This is a genomic window from Mesorhizobium loti, assembly GCA_014189435.1.
GTDB lineage: Bacteria > Pseudomonadota > Alphaproteobacteria > Rhizobiales > Rhizobiaceae > Mesorhizobium > Mesorhizobium loti_G.
The window spans coordinates 1,851,793-1,867,274 of the sequence record CP050293.1; the positions used below are offsets into that span (position 1 = coordinate 1,851,793).

The window sequence follows — 15,482 nt, forward strand, 5'->3', positions numbered from 1 at the left end:
CGTTAGGGCGACAAATTCCCAAATCGATTCATGCTGCCGCGCTATCTCTGGAATGAGCGTCGGATTTTCCCCAAAACCGGTTTCCACTTTGGGGGCCGATGCTCTAGACCTGAGACGCACCTTTTCCGGGATTGCGATGGCGGGAGGCGCTGGTGGAAGGCCAGGACGAACGGACGACCGGCGCCAGGGCCGCCGAGGAGCATCACGCTGATATCTATGGCGAGGACGGCGCCGTCCTTTCGTCCTTCCTTGCGCGGATTGGTGCCGCGATCGCCGACCGCGATACGCTGACCCTCAAGCATGAAGTCGACGACCTGCATCAGTCGGAACTCGGCGACCTGCTCGAGGCGCTGCATCCCGAACAGCGCCGCGCGCTGGTCGAGCTCCTGGGCGCCGACTTCGACTTCTCCTCGCTGACCGAGGTCGACGAGGCGATCCGCATGGATATCGTCGACAATCTGCCCAATGCGCAGATCGCCCAGGCGGTGCAGGAGCTCGATTCCGACGACGCCGTCTACATTCTCGAAGACCTCGAGAAGGAGGACCAGGACGAGATCCTGTCGCAGCTGCCGTTCACCGAGCGGATCAGGCTGCGCCGCTCGCTCGACTATCCCGAAGAGACGGCCGGCCGCCGCATGCAGACCGAGTTCGTCGCGGTGCCGCCGTTCTGGACGATCGGCCAGACCATCGACTACATGCGCGAAGACAAGAACCTGCCTGAGCGCTTCAGCCAGATCTTCGTCATCGATCCGACCTTCAAGCTGCTCGGCGCCATCGATCTCGACCAGATCCTGCGCACAAGGCGCTCGGTCAAGGTCGAGGAGGTGATGCACGAGACACGGCACGCCATTCCCGCCACGATGGACCAGGAAGAGGCGGCGCGGGAATTCGAGCAGTATGACCTTTTGTCGGCCGCCGTCGTCGACGAAAACGAGCGGCTGGTCGGCGTGCTGACCATCGATGACGTCGTCGATGTCATCCAGCAGGAGGCCGAGGAAGATCTGATGCGCATGGGCGGCGTCGGCGATGAAGAACTGTCCGACAGTGTTTTCTCCACCTCGCGCTCGCGCGTTCCATGGCTGTTGATCAATCTGTTGACGGCATTCCTGGCCGCATCGGTGATCAGTCTGTTCGATCGTACGATCGAGCATATCGTGGCGCTGGCGGTGCTGATGCCGATCGTCGCCGGCATGGGCGGCAATGCCGGCTCGCAAACCATGACCGTGACGGTGCGGGCGCTGGCGACCAAGGATATCGATATCTACAATGCCGGCCGCATCATTCGCCGCGAGATGGGCGTCGGTTTCATCAACGGCATCGTCTTCGCCATCCTGATCGGCATCGTGGCCGCAGCCTGGTTCCGCGACCCCAATCTGGGCGGCATCATCGCAGCGGCGATGATCATCAACATGTTCGCGGCCGCCTTGGCCGGCATCCTGATCCCGCTGCTGCTCGACCGTTTCAAGGTCGATCCGGCGGTCGCATCGGCGGTTTTCGTCACCACGGTTACCGATGTCGTCGGCTTCTTTGCCTTTCTCGGCATTGCCACATGGTGGTTCGGTGTGCCCTGAAGGCATCGGGCGTGCCTCAATTGACTTTTACGTAAATGCCATGCGAGGCTTGCGCGGGGCGCCAATGTCGATTCCGGCATGGCATGGGTTTTGGTTCGGGACGGAAGGGCGACGCCGCATGGCGATCGCCCGGGATTCCGGCATGCGGGAGTGATAATGCGAGAATATTATTCGATCACCGAGTTGACTCGCGAGTTCGACGTGTCGACGCGGACGCTGCGCTTCTATGAGGACGAGGGGCTGGTGCAGCCGGTGCGGCGTGGCCGCACGCGGCTGTTTCGCCCGTCCGACCGCCACCTCATCCGCCAGATCATGCGCGGCAAGCGGCTCGGCTTCTCGATCAACGAGATCCGCGAAATCATCCAGATGTACAAGGCGCCGCCCGGCGAGGTCGGTCAACTCAAGCTGATGATCAAGCGCATCGAGGAAAAGCGCGAGGACCTGCGCCAGAAGCGCCGCGACCTCGAGGAGACGCTGGCCGAACTCGACCAGGCCGAGGAATCTTGTGTGGAGCGGTTGGTCGAGCTTGGTGTGAATACTTGAACCTTCGTCATTCTAGGGCGGAGCAGGAGCGAAGCTCCGTCGCGTAGACCCTAGAATCCATTCCGTGACATTGGTCTGGAGTGCCGCGGTGCAGAATTCTGCACCGTTTCAACGCTTTAACGTCGCGGCATGGATCCTCGGGTCTGCGCTGCGTCGCTACGCTCCTTGCTTCGCCCGTGGATGACGACGGGATGGATGTTTCGGCTAATCGCCGAACGCGGCGACCCCATCAGCGAAGCGGCCTGTCGAAATTCTGCGCGATGGAAACCAGGGCGCCAGCTCAAATCCAGCGGCGCACCCTTTTCGCGTAGTCGCGGTATTTCTTGCCGAACTTCGCTGCCAGCACCTTTTCCTCGCCTTCGATCGCGACCTTTTGCGTGGCATAGGCGGCGATGAACGCGAGCGGCAGGAACCAGACGATGCCTGAGACAAAGGCGACGCCGATCAGCAGCAGCGTGTTGGCCAGATACATCGGATTGCGGGTGACGCCGAAGGGACCTGTGGTGACGAGGTGATCGGGCACCGCGTTGGGGTTGAGCGTGGTTTTGGCGCGCATCATGGTGCGGATCGCGGTGAACCAGAGTGCGGCGACGCCGAGCAGTGCGACCCAGCCGGCGGCGAACAGAATATCGCCCAGGAGGTCGCCGATCCAGGGCAGGGGATAGAGCAGGCCAAGCACGATGCTGATGGCGATGGCGGCGATATAGATCAGCGGCGGCCACGGTATGAGCCCCGGCTTCGGCTGGTTCTCGGTCATTTGCCCCCTTCCTCCATCAATTTGCTGTCGGTTTTGGCAGTGCACATGCCGGCAAGATCGGACAAATGTGCCTTCCATTCCGCGGTCTGGTCGTTGTTGTAGAGCCGATCAAGCGTGGCCTCGCCCTCGAGCGTATCGAGCATGCAGACACAGTAGCTCGAACAGAACTCGGTGTCGCGCGACTGTTCGCAAGACAGTTGGCAGGTTTTGAGGAAATTCACCTGCGGGGTTTCGACCTGTGCCGGCATGATTTGCGAGAACAGCCACACGCAGCCGATCAGCAGCGGCTGGTGGATCAGGTAGAAGGCCAGGCTGTGGCGGCCGATGAAAAGCAGCGGGTTGGCCCAGCGGCCGGGCCTGAGGTTCGCCAGCCGAGTCAAGACACCCGCGCCCGTGGCAAGCTTGGTGACGCCGATGCCGAGAAGCACAGCGCCGAACCACGGAAACAGGGGCACGTAGTCGTTGGAGCGCGGATTGTTCGCCGACAGGCCGACCCACCACAGCCACGGGTGATCGAACGCCTCGAAGCGCAGATAGACAGGCGCTGCGATGACGAGCGCGGCAACGACAAGCGTCAACAAAGCCGGCAGCCGCAGGAAGGCGAGTCCAAGCAGGCTGGCAAGCGCTATCTCATGCAAGATGCCGAAGAAGATGAAGCCGTCGGGCGTTGCGATGCGGGTGACAACCGAAATCGCGATCGCGGCTCCGGCGACCATGGCGAACCGCTTCCAGAAGCCGTTCCAGCGGATTTTTTGGCCATGGGCAAGGTACAGGCTGACGCCGACCAGGAACAGGAAGGTCGAGGCGATGCAACGCGCGTAGATCTTCCACCAGCCGAAGGCAGTCAGGCCGGGGTCGGTGTAGCCGAAGAATTCCAGGTCCCAGGTGAAATGGTAGCTCGCCATGGCGATCAGCGCGATGCCGCGCACGATGTCGATGGCGACGATGCGCTTTGGTCGATCCTGAACGGGTGCGGTCGGCGTTTGGATGCTCATGGTCTCGCATTCTGATTCAGCCCCGCTGGAGGACTATCACGGTTGCCCCGGACAAAAGAAGACCGGGAGCTCCGATCAGCCGCCGCATTGGGCCAGTGGTGGGAAGCCTTTGGCCGGTTTTGCTTTTTGCCGGCTGCGCGTCGGTTTCCTCTTATTGGCGCGGGGATCGCCACGGCAGATTTGACCGGTGATTCTGCTTTGGGGAAGCAATGTCCACCCATGTGCGCCATCCGATCTGGCTACCGGCCCTCAAGGCCGCGGATGCGCGCACCTTCGCTTCGCTCTATGCGGTCGAATCCTTCGCCCGCGCCACCGTGTCGAGCGTCATCCCGATCCAGGCCTACGAGATCCTCCACAACGAGCAGATCGTCTCGATCCTCTACACCGTCGTGGCGATGCTCGGCCTGTCGGTGACGCTGTTCATGCCAATGCTGATCCGCCGCTTTGCCCGCCGCTGGGTCTACACGGCAGGCGCCTGCCTGCTGGCCATCGGCTCGCTGTTCTTCGTCACCGACACGCTTGCCGGGCAACTGGCCGGCATGCTGTGCCGCGTGATGGGCGCCAGCGCGCTGTCGATCACGCTCAACCTCTACATCATGGACCACATCCGCAAGACCGATTTCATGCAGGCCGAATCGCTGCGTATGGCGTGGTCGATGCTGGCCTGGACCGGTGGGCCGACGCTCGGCATCTTCCTTTACACGCGCTTCGGCATCTATGCCGCGCATGGTGCGGTGGCGGTGTTCGCGTTTGCCCTGCTGGCGCTGTTCTGGACCTACCGGCTCGGCGACAACCCGTCGATCCGCCCGGGCAAGACGCGCCCGGCCAATCCGCTCGCCAATATCGGCCGCTTCATTGCCCAGCCCAGATTGAGGCTGGCCTGGCTGATCGCCTTCGGCCGCTCCTGTTTCTGGACGACGTTCTTTGTCTATGGGCCGCTGTTCATGGTGATCACCGGCGAGGGCAAGCTGGCCGGCGGCCTGCTGGTCTCGGCCGGCAACGCGCTTTTGTTCATGGCCATCTTCTGGGGCAAGGCAGGAAAGCGCTTCGGCGGCCGCAGGACCATGACATTTGCCTATTTCGCCATGTCGGCCACGCTTCTGGCGGCAGGCTTCGTGGGCGAAACCGTGCCGCTGCTCACCGGCGCCTTCCTTCTCTGCGGCGCCTTCTTCACCATCGCGCTCGATGCACTCGGCTCGACCGCCTTCATGCGCTCGGTGCGCTCCTATGAAAGATCGCAGATGGCGGCGGTCTATCGCACCTATCTCGACTTTTCCGAGCTGACGCCGCCGCTGGTCTATTCCGTGGTGCTGGCCTTCTTCGGGCTCGGCTCGGTGTTCGTCACGCTCGGCCTGCTGGCGGCAGTCTGTGGCTTTGTGACATGGCGCTATCTGCCGAAATCGCTTTAGTCGACCTTGATAATTCTACTCCGGCGGACATCTGTCGCGATTTTCTCCGCTTCCGGTGCTCACGGACCCAAAAGTCCGCTGCGCGCCGGTTCTCGAAAACCACTCCATATGCCTCGCCGGAGCGAATTCTGAAGGCCGACTAGGCGGTTGCCGCATGCCGCTCGCGCACCCAGTTGTGGAAGCGGTGCAGGTCGTATTCCTCGGGCATCAGCACGCCCGCCGTGTGGCGCATCGAGCGCAGGCCTCTCTGATTGACCTCGCAGATATCAGCGTCCTCCTCCAGCACCTGCGTGCCGAAGGCGACGATGTTGTCGATGTCGGTCGTGGCGAGCGCTTCGGGCGCGAACAGCCACTCCGCGACAAGCTCGGTCTGCTCGGGGCCGAGCGGCACCAGCCGCACCGTCCTGACATAGTCGACATGGCCGACGACGAACATCGACGGCAGGCTGGTGGCGTAGGTCTGGCCGGCGGCGCGCTCTGCTGGTGTGAGGTCGGCGAAGACCGGCCCATGCGCCTGGCCGTCGCGCGACCATGTTTCGGCGCCGGTGCGCAAGCCGCCGGAGAACTCCGGCGCGTCATTGTCGGCATGGCGAACCCATTCGGGGTCGTCGTGGCGACCCATCAGGCCTCGGCCATAGATTGGCACCAGCCGCGACAGCTCCTTGTGGACGCCTGGGCAATGCAGGCACTCGTTGAAGTTTTCCCAAAAAATCTTCCAGTTGCAGTTCATCACCTTGCGCAGCACATGGCCGCTGACCAGCGTCTCCAGCGGCCAGTTGCCGAGGTCGCCGGAGGCCGAATCGAAGGACGTTTGCGCCGAGCCGGCCGCGTCCTCCTGCAGATTGACGAAAACAAAACCTCGCCACACCGAGAGTGCGACGCGATAGAGCGAGTGGTCGGCCTTGTCGAAGCCTTCCGGCAGCGATTTCGACGGCACGCGCACGAGGTCGCCACGCAGGGAATAGGACCAGGCGTGGTAGGGGCAGGTGATCAGCCGCGCCTTCAGCCGGCCTTCGCTTTCCTGGCAAAGCTGCGAGCCGCGATGGCGGCAGGTATTGTGAAAGGCGCGCAGTTCGCCGGTTTCGTCTCGCAGCACGACGATATCCTGCGTGCCGATGCGGAATCGGCGGAAAGCCAGCGGTTGCGCAAGGTCGGTCTCGCGGCAGACCAGCAGCCAGCTTCTGTACCAGATGGCGTCGAGATCTTTTTGGTAGGCGCCTGCATCCCAATAGGCCGATGACGGCAGCGTCGGTTCGGCCCGGGTCAAGCCGTTGTAGGGATCGCGCTCGCTGGCAATGGGCTGCATGGCTGGCTTCCTCTAGAGATGCCAGCCGACACCCGGCCAGGAAAATTGTCAATTGCAGCACCGGCGGGCCTCGGCTGGTACGACGCATTCGCGATGGTTGTCGGCGGAATTTGGTTTGCCGGAGGCGAGGATTCTGCCTATAGTCGCCGATGTCGTCGGTTCCATTTTGGAGCCAAGAGGGAATGCGGTGCGGGTGAGTTTCACCCAATGCCGTGGCTGCCCCCGCAACTGTGTGCGGTAGTCCTCTCCATATGCCACTGAAGATCTTTTCTTCGGGAAGGTGGGGAAGGGCGCTGATCCGCGAGCCAGGAGACCTGCCGGCGACAGGAAACTGACTTCGATGCCCTCGGGTGGAGGGCGAAAGGACAAGATATGACTACCGCTTCCGTCTCCCTCGGCGCCTCCGTCTCCTCGCAGTCGCGCTTCATGCAGCTCGCTCTTGCTGCGTTTCTCGGCATTTTCGTGATGGGCTTTGTCGGCTTCTCGCATATCGATGCGGTCCACAATGCGGCTCACGACTATCGCCATTCGATGGCGTTTCCCTGCCACTGACGAGGATCTGACATCATGAACCTGTTTCGCAACGTCGTGTTCATCGCGGCGATCGCAGGGCTCGTGGCCGGCGTCGTTCTCGCCTGCATGCAGGCCTATGCCACCGTGCCACTCATCCTCAAGGCGGAAGTCTACGAACAGGCCGGAGGCGGCCATGAACATGAGCACGCTGCCGCTCCGGCGGCGCCTGCCGATGCCACCACAGGCAACGCGATGAGCTCGGCCGCACCGGCAACAAATTCCATGAGCGCTGCCACGCCGGCACCGGCGGAAGCGGCCGCACCCGCGGAAGACGAGGGTTGGGCGCCGGCAGACGGTTTCGAGCGTTTCGCGTTTAGCGTGCTTGCCAATATCGTCACCGGTATCGGCTTCGCGCTGATCCTGGTCGCGGTTTCGGAATTCGCCGGCGGCATCGGCAATTGGCGCCAGGGCGTGTTCTGGGGCCTGGCCGGCTTTGCCGTGTTTACGCTGGCGCCTGCCCTCGGCCTGCCACCGGAACTGCCGGCCATGCCGGCTGCCGATCTCACCCAGCGCCAGATCTGGTGGTGGGCAACGGTGGCGGCGACCGCGGCCGGGCTCGGCCTGATCGCCTTCCGAAAATCGCTGCCGCTGGCGATCCTGGCCGTGGCCTTGATCGTCGCGCCGCATATTGTCGGCGCGCCGCAGCCCGACAGTTACAAGACGGCGATTCCGGAAGGCCTGCATCACCAGTTCGTGGTGGCGGTGACTGTGACCAATCTGGTGTTCTGGCTGGTGCTCGGCGCGGTCGTCGGCGTGGTGCGCGGCCGCTTCACCGGCACGGCGACCAGCCTGCGCGACAGCTTTGCCTGATCACAGGAAGCTGACCTTCCTCATTGGCGGCGCGCGCTCCGGCAAGAGCGTGCACGCCGAAACCTTGGCGACGGGTTTGCCGCCGCCCTGGACCTATATCGCCACCGCGCAAGCCTATGATGACGAGATGCGTGAGCGCATCGCGCTGCACCGCTCACGGCGCGGCGAAGGCTGGACGACCATCGACGCACCGCTCGATCTCGCCGGCGCGCTCGGGGCCTTGCCCGACAACCAGCCTGTGCTTGTCGACTGCCTGACGCTGTGGCTGACCAATCATATGCTGGCCGATCACGATATCGAGCTTGAATGCCGTCGGCTGGCGGACGTGCTGTCGCGGCCGCGTGGACCCTGGTTCGTGGTGTCCAATGAAGTCGGCCAGGGCATCGTGCCGGACAATGCACTGGCACGCCGTTTCCGTGACGCCGCCGGCCGGCTCAACCAGCAGGTCGCTGCCATCGCCGATACGGTGCTGCTGATGGTGGCGGGGCTGCCGCTCAAGGTGAAATGACATGACCGACATCGACAATAAGGACGAAGAACGCCACCGCGCGAAGATGGCCAAGCGCAAGGCGGTGCAGGATGCCGAGGTGGCGAGCAAGACGGTCGAGAAGGGGTTGCTGATCGTCAACACCGGTCCGGGCAAGGGCAAGACCACGGCCGCCTTCGGCCTGGCGCTGCGGATGCTCGGCTATGGCAAGCGCGTCGGCGTCGTCCAGTTCATCAAGGGCAAGTGGCACACCGGCGAGAAGGACGCCTTCGCCGCTTTCGGCGACCGCGTCGTCTGGCACGCGATGGGCGAGGGGTTCACCTGGGAAACGCAGGACCTGAAGCGCGACATCGCCGCCGCCGAAGCCGCGTGGGCCAAGGTGCTCGAACTGATGGCCGATCCGTCGATCAGCCTTCTGGTGCTCGACGAACTGAACATTGCGCTGCGCTACGACTATCTCGATCTCGACAAGGTGGTTGCGGCGCTGAAAGCCCGCCGCGAGGGGCTGCATGTGGTCGTCACCGGCCGCAACGCCAAGCCGGCGCTGGTCGAGGCCGCCGACCTCGTCACCGAGATGGGCGTGACCAAGCACCATTTTTCCGCGGGCGTGAAGGCCCAGCAGGGGATCGAGTTCTGAGATCTGTTGTCCCCTTTTGTGGGTAAGCATTCAAGTCTGGTCGCCAACGCTCCCAGCGGGGCTCCCTTCCTTTCCCTCCGGAGGGGAAGGTGGCGCTGCGAAGCAGCGACGGATTGGGGGAAGGCGGTTATCGAACGCGCGGCCGCCGATTGGCAGGCGCCACCCGGCGGGTGCGAAAACGCGACTGACGAGCAGGTCGACCCCCACTCCGTCTCGGCTTCGCCGAGCCACCTCTCCCCCGATCGACGGGGTAGAGGAAAGGCGCCAAGCTTTTTGCCGTCAACGCTCGTCCAGCAACGCTCCCTTCCTTTCCCTCCGGAGGGGGAAGGTGGCGCTGCGAAGCAGCGACGGATTGGGGGAACCACCTGGCAATCAAGCCTCGGGCCGATCAGTCATGCCAGTCAAAGAAGATGTGTGCATAGCGTAGCCGATCGACGGGGGAGAGGAAAGGCGCGAACCTGTTGCAGCCCGGCTCCCTTCCTCACCTTCGGGAGAGAACCCACAAGGGGGAGGGTGAGGTCACGCCAGAACAACGACGACCGCGACCAACCCAAACAGCGTGATCAGCAGGTAGTCGGCGACGCGATAGAGTTTCAGCGCCTGCCTTATGTCGACGCTGTCGGCTTCGCGCCGCCCACCTTCGCCCATGAAGACATCGTCAACCAGGACGCCGCCGTAGCTGCGCGGCCCGGCGAGCGCCAGGCCGAGTGCGCCGGCCATCGCCGCTTCCGGCCAGCCGGCATTGGGCGAGCGGTGTTTTTTCGCGTCGCGCCACACCGCGTGCCAGGCATCGCGCGGATCGGCGCCCCTGACCAGGAACGCCGCCAGCACGATCAGCAATGCCGTCAGCCGCGATGCCGGCAGGTTGATCCAATCGTCGAAGCGCGCTGCCGCCCAGCCGAAGGCCTCGTGGCGCGGGGTGCGGTGGCCGATCATCGAATCGGCGGTGTTGGCGGCCTTGTAGGCCGCGCCGCCGGCTAGGCCGCCGACACCGGTCCAGAAGGCGGGGGCGACGATGCCGTCGGAAAAATTCTCGGCCAGGCTCTCGATCGCCGCGCGGCAGACACCGGCTCTATCCAGCGTTTCGGGATCGCGGCCGACGATTCGCGAGACGGCCACGCGGCCCAGAGCCAAGCCGCCGGTGTCGAGCGCGTCGGCTACCGCCTCCACATGCTCATAAAGGCTCTTCTGCGACAGAAGCGACGTTGCCAGGAGGGCCGTGATGATCAGGCCCATGGGAACGAACCAAAACAGAATCTGCACGCCGAGGCCGATCACCGCCGGCACCAGCACGATGACCAGCAGCGCCTGGACACCACGCTTGCGACGCAGCGCGTCGGGATCAGCGGCGTGGTTGAGCCTGCGGTCGAGAAAGGATATCAGCCTGCCGAACCACGTCACCGGATGGCCGATGGCGCGAAACAGCCAGTCCGGGTAGCCCAGGACAAATTCGACGGCCAATGACAGGAAAGCGATCAGGACTGACATGAAGCTTCTTGAAGGAGCGGTGGACCATGGTGGAAGTCTTGGCCGGGCGAGGGCGCTTTTCCCCAACGCCATGCTGCCTTTCGTCGACCTCTCGACCGGTATCAATCCGCACTCCTATCCGCTTTTCGACCTGCCCGCCACCTCGCTGTCGCGCTTGCCGGAAGCCGCGCGCACGCGTGACCTGATAGAGATCGCGGCCAGCACCTATGGCGCGCTGTCGCCAGCCAATGTCGCGGCGGCTCCGGGCACGCAAATCCTGTTGCCGCGCGTCGCCTCGCTGATCGCGCCCGGCAAGGCGCTGGTGCTGGGGCCGACCTATGCCGAACATGCCCGCGCGGCAGTGATCGCGGGGCACGAGGTGACCGAGGTTGGCGATTTCGCTGATCTGGCCGGCGCCGACCTTGCCATCATCGTCAATCCGAACAATCCGGACGGACGTGTCATAGAGCGCGACCGGTTGCTGGCTCTGGCCGCCGGATTGCGCGCGAAGGGCGGGCTGCTGGTCGTCGATGAGGCGTTCATGGATGTCGGCCCGCGCGAACACAGCCTCGCGGGCGATGTCGATCGGCGCGGCATCGTCGTGCTGCGGTCGTTCGGCAAGTTCTTCGGTCTGGCCGGCCTGCGGCTTGGATTTGCACTTTCCGACGTTGCGACGGTCGAACGGCTGGAAACGCAATTCGGACCGTGGGCCGTCGCCGGCCCGGCGCTGGAATATGGCATCCGCGCGCTTGCCGATATCGGCTGGCAGGACGCAATGCGGACGTCGCTGACCGGTGAATCGGCGCGGCTCGATGCACTGTTCGGTCGCTTCGGCGTTCCCGTCGCGGGCGGCACCACGCTGTTCCGCTATCTCCGCTTGGCCGATGCGGCCGGCCTGTTTTCCGCACTTGGCGAGCGCGGCATCCTGCTTCGGCATTTTGCCGACCGGCCTGACGTTCTGCGCGCCGGCTTGCCGGGGAGTGAGCTGGAGTGGCAGCGGCTCGAATCCGCTCTTGCCGAATGGGCGGCACGGCGCGAGGATCGATCGAAGGGTTTGAAACAATGATCCATGTCTGCTCGCTGGCAAAGATCGAGGAAACGGTGGCCAGGACCGGCGCCGACCGCATGCTGTCGCTGCTCGCCGCCGGCACGGAGGTGGTGCGGCCGGCGTCGATCTTGAGGGAGAACCACCTCCATCTGGTCATGCACGACATTGCGGTGGCGCAGGACGGCATGACCATGCCGGGCGAGGAGCATGTCCGCAACCTGCTCGATTTCGCGCGCCGCTGGGACCGGGCAAGGCCGATGCTCGTGCATTGCTATGCCGGCATCAGCCGCTCGACCGCTTCGGCCTACATCATCGCCGCGGCATTGGCGCCAAAGCGTGACGAGGCCGAGCTGGCGCGGACGCTACGGGCGCTGTCGCCATCGGCGACGCCCAATCCGCGACTGATCGCCGTGGCCGACGCGCTGCTCGATAGAAAGGGCCGCATGGTCGAGGCGATCGAATCGATCGGGCGTGGCGCGGATGCCTTTGAGGGCACGCCCTTCGCGCTGAAGATCGACAGTTAGCTGCCTATATATCGTTGTTGGGCTATCGAGTGCCTTCATTCGCCCAATCTTCATGCCCGTGGCGCACCCGGACAATGAACACGCCGCCGTCGGCTTCGATCCGGTAGACGACAAGATGGGCCTTGAAGGGATGGATACGCATCGGTGGCGCCAATTCAAGCCGCTCCCGCGCTATTCGGGGACTGGCGGCGATCAGGTCAAAGATCGCGAACAACTCGTCATGATACTGTCTGGCCTGCACAGCGCCGAACAGGCGTACCCCTTGCTCGGCAATACCGACAATGTCCTCTTCCGCAGCTGAAGAAAGGCGAAATCCCACTACCCGGGTGTCTTTTCAGCGCGCTTAACCGCCTCAGTGAAAAGCGCGTCCCTGGATCGATTGCCGATGCCACTCCTCAAGCCATCATCGACAAAGCGCTGCATGGCGGCAATCTTGTCATTGCGCTCCTGATCCCGACGGATCAAATCGCGCACATAATCGCTCGCGTTGGCGTAGCGGCCCGTTTCGGCTTGCGCCTCAACCCAATCCTTCATCGGGTCGGGCAATGATACGTTCATTGTTGCCATACTGGCCTCCATATCCCGTCCAGTATGGTCCATTTTGGCAAAGTTTGTCAAAATCTCCTGTGACAGCGCCTGCCTTTCGATGCCAGGCCACTGGTTTGGAGGCTACTTCAACCACTCTGCGAGTTTCGCCTTGCGCACATCCCGCAGCAGGCTGATGAAACCGTCGGCCTGATATTCTGCCGTCAGCCGGCCCTTTTCTGATGTCGCAATGCTGGCGTCGCCGACCACGCCGTTCGGGTTGAGGTCGCTGGCGATCCAGGCGAAGGCGTGGGTGCCGGTGTGGCGCAGCAGCGAGAATTCCTTCTCGGCCTTCGCGACGTTGGAAACGAAATTGTCTGATTTGCCCATGTCGACAAGATCGGGTCGGAAATGCAGCATCAGCGAGGTCTCGACATCGCCGCCATGGATGCCGTGGCGGTCCTCAAGTTCGGTGTACATGCCGGCCGGGCGGCCGAAGCGCTGCCAGCTGGTCTTCACGGCCAGCATGTTTTCGCGCACGCGCAGTTCGCGCGTGACGATGCCCATGATCTCTTCATTGCCGCCATGCGAATTGACGACGATCAGCTTGCGCACGCCGGCGCGCGCGATCGAGAGGCCAAGTTCGGTCCAGGCTTCAACCAGCGTCGTTGCCGGCAGAGTAAGAGTGCCCGGCGCGTGAAGATGCTCGTTCGACTTGCCCACCGCCTGCACCGGCAGGATACGGATGTCGAGGTCGTCGGGCAGGCGCGAAATGACAGTGTCGAGCATGCCGTTCATGATCGAAGTGTCGGTCGAAACCGGCAGATGCGGACCATGCTGCTCGATCGCCGCCACCGGCAGCACGGCGATGGTCGCCTCCGGGTCGATCGAGGCGTATTCGGTGGTCCGGTAGTCGCCCCACCACACACGTCTTTTTGTTTCGTTCATTTCGAGCCTCGACGGAATTGATCTGGCGTCGGCGCTGCCCCTCACCCTTACCCTCTCCCTGTGAAGAACGGGGAGAGGGGGCGCCAGCGTTGGAGCTTCACCCTTCTCCCCGTCACTATACGGGGAGAAGGTGCCGGCAGGCGGATGAGGGGCAGCGCAGACTTTGGTGTGGTGTAGCTTCAGATTGCCAGCCTGTCGATTCGTAGCGCCTCGCTTAGGCCGATCACCCGGCCGCGATCGCTTCGACCTCGACCTTGAATTCGGGCCGGGCAAATCCCGAGACGATCATCAGCGTCGATGCCGGCGCGGGGCTGGAAAACAGCCGGTCGCGAACGTCCATATACGGCCGCAGATGCGCGCGGTCGGTGACATAGGCGTTGATGCGCACGATGTCTTGCAGACCCAGCCCAGCTTCGCCTAGCACCGCTTCGATGTTGCGGAAACAAAGTTCGGCCTGCGCGCCGGCGTCTTCCGGTATCTGATCGTCCGCGGTGATGGCGACCTGACCCGAGCACAGCACCAGCCGCTTACCCGCTGGCACCTCGACGCCGTGGCTGTAGCGGGCAAAGGGCTGCTTGATCGACTTCGGGGTGAGGAATTTGAACATCGCAATCTCCGGTTTGGCGCAGCCTAAGGCCTGACCCATTGCACCTTCAAGATGGCGGTGCATGTTGCCCGGGCGATTGTGGACAGGCGTTCAAAAAATAGGCACGATGCCTTCCGTACAGCATGACCCGTCCGCCCTTGGCAGTGCAATGCCTTTCAAGCGGGCGGTCCCGGCGCAAGGCGCCGGTGGCATGTGTCTTGCTTCTTGAATCTTTGGTGTCGAGCCTGGCGCGTGGCGCGCCGGAGCAAACAAAGGGTGGTGTCGATGTACGGAAGACAGAAGATCTCGGTGGCGGTTGTGGCCTTGCTTGCAGCCAGCACGCTGGGTGCGGCTGCGAATGAAAAAGTCACCTTCGGCACCAACTGGTTGGCCGAGCCGGAACATGGCGGATATTATCAGTCCGTGGCGGACGGCACCTACGCTGCCTGCGGCCTCGACGTCACCATCATGCAGGGCGGTCCGCAGGTCAGCGGCCGGCCGATGCTGCTTGCCGGCAAGATCGATTTCTACATGGGCGGCAATCTGTTGTCGGCTTTCGATGCCGTCCAGCAAGGCATTCCGATGCGCGTGGTGGCGGCGGATTTCCAGAAGGACCCGCAGGTCATCATGTCCCACCCCGGCGAGGGGCTCGACAAATGGGAGGACCTGAAGAACGCCGACCAGTACATATTGGGCGACGAGGGCGTGCAGACCTTCTTCCAGTGGATGGTCATCGAACTCGGCTTCGACGCCTCCAAGCGCGCGCCTTACACCTACAACACCGCTCCCTTCCTCGCCAACAAGAAGTCGATCCAGCAGGGCTACGTCACCTCCGAACCATTCGCGGTCAAGAAGGAGGGCGGCTTCGTGCCGAACCAGTTCCTGCTTGCCGACTATGGCTGGGACACCTACTCGACGACGATCGAGGTGATGCAGGACACGATCGACAAGAAGCCGGAGGTGGTCCAGTGCTTCGTCGATGGCTCGGCCAAGGGTTGGTACAAATATCTCTACGGCGACAACAAGGCCGCCAACGACATGATCAAGAAAGACAATCCCGACATGAGCGACGAGCAGATCGCGTTCTCGATCGAGCAGATGAAGAAGTTCGGCCTGGCCGATTCCGGCGACACCGAAAAGCTCGGCATCGGCGCCATGACCGACGAGCGGGTCAAGAGTTTTTACGACAAGATGGTCAAGGCCAAGGTCACGCCTGACGGCATCGACATCAAGAAGGCCTACACGCTGACCTTCGTCAACAAGGGCGTCGGGCTCGACCTGAAGAAATAGGCCGGT

At 63.3% G+C, this 15,482-nt stretch carries 18 protein-coding genes and 1 riboswitch; of the genes, 10 read left to right on the forward strand and 8 right to left on the reverse strand.

Features of this window, described 5'->3' with window-relative positions; all coding sequences use genetic code 11:
* Nucleotides 1-152: 152 nt before the first annotated feature.
* Together mgtE and HB777_08940 are read left to right on the forward strand one after the other, a co-directional pair.
* On the forward strand, nucleotides 153-1,571 hold the full coding sequence (gene mgtE / locus HB777_08935) for a magnesium transporter (GenBank protein ID QND64019.1): 1,419 nt from the start codon (nucleotides 153-155) through the stop codon (nucleotides 1,569-1,571).
* A gap of 156 nt (nucleotides 1,572-1,727) precedes the next feature.
* The gene (locus HB777_08940) at nucleotides 1,728-2,114 is read left to right on the forward strand and encodes a MerR family DNA-binding transcriptional regulator (GenBank protein QND64020.1); all 387 of its coding nucleotides are present in this window, start codon (nucleotides 1,728-1,730) and stop codon (nucleotides 2,112-2,114) included.
* Between the two features lie 280 nt (nucleotides 2,115-2,394).
* Here HB777_08940 and HB777_08945 read toward each other — a convergent pair whose 3' ends face one another.
* Nucleotides 2,395-2,871, reverse strand: coding sequence for an isoprenylcysteine carboxylmethyltransferase family protein (locus HB777_08945; GenBank protein ID QND64021.1), 477 nt, complete (start codon nucleotides 2,869-2,871; stop codon nucleotides 2,395-2,397).
* Nucleotides 2,868-3,866, reverse strand: a complete 999-nt coding sequence (locus tag HB777_08950; protein ID QND64022.1) for a DUF1624 domain-containing protein — start codon at nucleotides 3,864-3,866, stop codon at nucleotides 2,868-2,870. The genes HB777_08945 and HB777_08950 overlap by 4 nt, the downstream gene beginning before the upstream one ends.
* Nucleotides 3,867-4,075: 209 nt before the next feature.
* Between HB777_08950 and HB777_08955 the strand changes: the two genes are divergently transcribed.
* Entirely contained in the window at nucleotides 4,076-5,275 is a 1,200-nt protein-coding gene (locus HB777_08955) for an MFS transporter (protein ID QND64023.1), read from the forward strand.
* A 139-nt stretch (nucleotides 5,276-5,414) separates the two neighbouring features.
* Here the strand turns inward: HB777_08955 and HB777_08960 are convergent, their stop codons facing one another.
* Complete coding sequence (locus HB777_08960) at nucleotides 5,415-6,581, reverse strand: aromatic ring-hydroxylating dioxygenase subunit alpha (protein QND64024.1); 1,167 nt, start codon at nucleotides 6,579-6,581, stop codon at nucleotides 5,415-5,417.
* A gap of 139 nt (nucleotides 6,582-6,720) precedes the next feature.
* Nucleotides 6,721-6,918: riboswitch (cobalamin riboswitch) on the forward strand.
* 35 nt (nucleotides 6,919-6,953) lie between these two features.
* Here HB777_08960 and HB777_08965 point away from each other — a divergent pair.
* From HB777_08965 to cobO, 4 genes are read left to right on the forward strand one after another with little or no spacing between them, the layout of a single operon-like run.
* On the forward strand, nucleotides 6,954-7,133 hold the full coding sequence (locus HB777_08965) for a CbtB-domain containing protein (protein ID QND64025.1): 180 nt from the start codon (nucleotides 6,954-6,956) through the stop codon (nucleotides 7,131-7,133).
* Between the two features lie 15 nt (nucleotides 7,134-7,148).
* The gene (locus HB777_08970) at nucleotides 7,149-7,964 is read left to right on the forward strand and encodes a CbtA family protein (GenBank protein QND64026.1); all 816 of its coding nucleotides are present in this window, start codon (nucleotides 7,149-7,151) and stop codon (nucleotides 7,962-7,964) included.
* Nucleotides 7,957-8,472 (forward strand): bifunctional adenosylcobinamide kinase/adenosylcobinamide-phosphate guanylyltransferase, encoded by a 516-nt coding sequence (gene cobU / locus HB777_08975; protein ID QND64027.1) that lies wholly within the window; start codon nucleotides 7,957-7,959, stop codon nucleotides 8,470-8,472. Before HB777_08970 ends, cobU begins: the two co-directional genes overlap by 8 nt.
* Nucleotide 8,473: 1 nt before the next feature.
* A complete protein-coding gene (cobO, locus tag HB777_08980; GenBank protein QND64028.1) occupies nucleotides 8,474-9,088 on the forward strand; it encodes a cob(I)yrinic acid a,c-diamide adenosyltransferase in 615 nt (204 codons plus the stop codon).
* Between the two features lie 519 nt (nucleotides 9,089-9,607).
* On the opposite strand, the gene cobD is transcribed toward cobO, so the two are convergent.
* The gene (gene cobD / locus HB777_08985) at nucleotides 9,608-10,576 is read right to left on the reverse strand and encodes a cobalamin biosynthesis protein CobD (protein QND64029.1); all 969 of its coding nucleotides are present in this window, start codon (nucleotides 10,574-10,576) and stop codon (nucleotides 9,608-9,610) included.
* Nucleotides 10,577-10,595: 19 nt separating this feature from the next.
* On the opposite strand from cobD, the gene HB777_08990 reads away from it, so the two are divergent.
* Both HB777_08990 and HB777_08995 read left to right on the forward strand, forming a co-directional pair.
* Nucleotides 10,596-11,621, forward strand: a complete 1,026-nt coding sequence (locus tag HB777_08990; protein QND68713.1) for a threonine-phosphate decarboxylase — start codon at nucleotides 10,596-10,598, stop codon at nucleotides 11,619-11,621.
* Nucleotides 11,618-12,127, forward strand: a complete 510-nt coding sequence (locus HB777_08995; GenBank protein QND64030.1) for a protein tyrosine phosphatase — start codon at nucleotides 11,618-11,620, stop codon at nucleotides 12,125-12,127. The genes HB777_08990 and HB777_08995 overlap by 4 nt, the downstream gene beginning before the upstream one ends.
* A gap of 22 nt (nucleotides 12,128-12,149) precedes the next feature.
* Here HB777_08995 and HB777_09000 read toward each other — a convergent pair whose 3' ends face one another.
* The 4 genes from HB777_09000 to HB777_09015 form a co-directional block, all read right to left on the reverse strand.
* Nucleotides 12,150-12,446, reverse strand: coding sequence for a type II toxin-antitoxin system RelE/ParE family toxin (locus HB777_09000; GenBank protein QND64031.1), 297 nt, complete (start codon nucleotides 12,444-12,446; stop codon nucleotides 12,150-12,152).
* The gene (locus tag HB777_09005; protein QND64032.1) at nucleotides 12,446-12,694 is read right to left on the reverse strand and encodes a type II toxin-antitoxin system ParD family antitoxin; all 249 of its coding nucleotides are present in this window, start codon (nucleotides 12,692-12,694) and stop codon (nucleotides 12,446-12,448) included. Before HB777_09005 ends, HB777_09000 begins: the two co-directional genes overlap by 1 nt.
* Nucleotides 12,695-12,796: 102 nt before the next feature.
* Nucleotides 12,797-13,600: a creatininase family protein gene (locus tag HB777_09010; GenBank protein QND64033.1), complete on the reverse strand. Its 804-nt coding sequence runs from the start codon at nucleotides 13,598-13,600 to the stop codon at nucleotides 12,797-12,799.
* Nucleotides 13,601-13,823: 223 nt separating this feature from the next.
* On the reverse strand, nucleotides 13,824-14,207 hold the full coding sequence (locus HB777_09015; protein QND64034.1) for a RidA family protein: 384 nt from the start codon (nucleotides 14,205-14,207) through the stop codon (nucleotides 13,824-13,826).
* A gap of 264 nt (nucleotides 14,208-14,471) precedes the next feature.
* On the opposite strand from HB777_09015, the gene HB777_09020 reads away from it, so the two are divergent.
* The gene (locus tag HB777_09020) at nucleotides 14,472-15,476 is read left to right on the forward strand and encodes an ABC transporter substrate-binding protein (GenBank protein ID QND64035.1); all 1,005 of its coding nucleotides are present in this window, start codon (nucleotides 14,472-14,474) and stop codon (nucleotides 15,474-15,476) included.
* The last annotated feature ends 6 nt before the right edge of the window (nucleotides 15,477-15,482 follow it).

Coding starts and splice junctions, on each gene's coding strand:
- HB777_08995 (QND64030.1), top strand. CDS start 11,618: ATGATCCATGTCTGCTCGCTGGCAAAGATCGAGGAAACGGTGGCCAGG.
- HB777_09015 (QND64034.1), bottom strand. CDS start 14,207: ATGTTCAAATTCCTCACCCCGAAGTCGATCAAGCAGCCCTTTGCCCGC.
- HB777_09020 (QND64035.1), top strand. CDS start 14,472: ATGTACGGAAGACAGAAGATCTCGGTGGCGGTTGTGGCCTTGCTTGCA.
- HB777_08970 (QND64026.1), top strand. CDS start 7,149: ATGAACCTGTTTCGCAACGTCGTGTTCATCGCGGCGATCGCAGGGCTC.
- HB777_08950 (QND64022.1), bottom strand. CDS start 3,866: ATGAGCATCCAAACGCCGACCGCACCCGTTCAGGATCGACCAAAGCGC.
- HB777_08965 (QND64025.1), top strand. CDS start 6,954: ATGACTACCGCTTCCGTCTCCCTCGGCGCCTCCGTCTCCTCGCAGTCG.
- HB777_09010 (QND64033.1), bottom strand. CDS start 13,600: ATGAACGAAACAAAAAGACGTGTGTGGTGGGGCGACTACCGGACCACC.
- HB777_09005 (QND64032.1), bottom strand. CDS start 12,694: ATGGCAACAATGAACGTATCATTGCCCGACCCGATGAAGGATTGGGTT.
- cobD (QND64029.1), bottom strand. CDS start 10,576: ATGTCAGTCCTGATCGCTTTCCTGTCATTGGCCGTCGAATTTGTCCTG.
- HB777_08945 (QND64021.1), bottom strand. CDS start 2,871: ATGACCGAGAACCAGCCGAAGCCGGGGCTCATACCGTGGCCGCCGCTG.
- HB777_08940 (QND64020.1), top strand. CDS start 1,728: ATGCGAGAATATTATTCGATCACCGAGTTGACTCGCGAGTTCGACGTG.
- HB777_08960 (QND64024.1), bottom strand. CDS start 6,581: ATGCAGCCCATTGCCAGCGAGCGCGATCCCTACAACGGCTTGACCCGG.
- cobO (QND64028.1), top strand. CDS start 8,474: ATGACCGACATCGACAATAAGGACGAAGAACGCCACCGCGCGAAGATG.
- HB777_08955 (QND64023.1), top strand. CDS start 4,076: ATGTCCACCCATGTGCGCCATCCGATCTGGCTACCGGCCCTCAAGGCC.